Annotated in this window: 1 rRNA gene; it reads right to left on the bottom strand. The window is 56.0% G+C overall.

Going from position 1 to position 1,394, the window contains the following annotated elements:
- Positions 1–2 precede the first annotated feature (2 nt).
- A 23S ribosomal RNA gene (locus ACZ34W_RS38685) occupies positions 3–1,394 on the bottom strand; the annotation flags it as partial.

Below are 1,394 nucleotides of genomic sequence, written 5' to 3'. Positions count from 1 at the left end.
CTGAGGACAAGCCCTCGGCCTATTAGTACCGGTCAACTCCACCCCTTACGAGGCTTCCATATCCGGCCTATCAACCCAGTCGTCTACTGGGAGCCTTACCCTCTCAAGGAGGTGGGAGTGCTCATCTCGAAGCAGGCTTCCCGCTTAGATGCTTTCAGCGGTTATCCCTCCCGAACGTAGCCAACCAGCCATGCCCTTGGCAGGACAACTGGCACACCAGAGGTTCGTCCGTCCCGGTCCTCTCGTACTAGGGACAGCCCTTCTCAACACTCCTACGCGCACAGCGGATAGGGACCGAACTGTCTCACGACGTTCTAAACCCAGCTCGCGTACCGCTTTAATGGGCGAACAGCCCAACCCTTGGGACCTACTCCAGCCCCAGGATGCGACGAGCCGACATCGAGGTGCCAAACCATCCCGTCGATATGGACTCTTGGGGAAGATCAGCCTGTTATCCCCGGGGTACCTTTTATCCGTTGAGCGACGGCGCTTCCACAAGCCACCGCCGGATCACTAGTCCCGACTTTCGTCCCTGCTCGACCCGTCAGTCTCACAGTCAAGCTCCCTTGTGCACTTACACTCAACACCTGATTGCCAACCAGGCTGAGGGAACCTTTGGGCGCCTCCGTTACTCTTTAGGAGGCAACCGCCCCAGTTAAACTACCCACCAGACACTGTCCCTGATCCGGATCACGGACCCAGGTTAGACATCCAGCACGACCAGAGTGGTATTTCAACGACGACTCCACAACAACTGGCGTTGCTGCTTCAAAGTCTCCCACCTATCCTACACAAGCCGAACCGAACACCAATATCAAGCTATAGTAAAGGTCCCGGGGTCTTTCCGTCCTGCTGCGCGAAACGAGCATCTTTACTCGTAATGCAATTTCACCGGGCCTATGGTTGAGACAGTCGAGAAGTCGTTACGCCATTCGTGCAGGTCGGAACTTACCCGACAAGGAATTTCGCTACCTTAGGATGGTTATAGTTACCACCGCCGTTTACTGGCGCTTAAGTTCTCAGCTTCGCCCGGACGAATCCAAGCTAACCGGTCCCCTTAACGTTCCAGCACCGGGCAGGCGTCAGTCCGTATACATCGCCTTACGGCTTCGCACGGACCTGTGTTTTTAGTAAACAGTCGCTTCTCGCTGGTCTCTGCGGCCACCCCCAGCTCAGAGTGCAAGACTCATCACCAGGAATGGCCCCCCTTCTCCCGAAGTTACGGGGGCATTTTGCCGAGTTCCTTAACCATAGTTCACCCGAACGCCTCGGTATTCTCTACCTGACCACCTGAGTCGGTTTGGGGTACGGGCCGCCATGAAACTCGCTAGAGGCTTTTCTCGACAGCATAGGATCATCCACTTCACCACAATCGGCTCGGCATCAGGTCTCAG

This window comes from Kitasatospora sp. NPDC022856, assembly GCF_055561235.1.
This window is presented reverse-complemented; position numbering and strand designations above follow the sequence as displayed.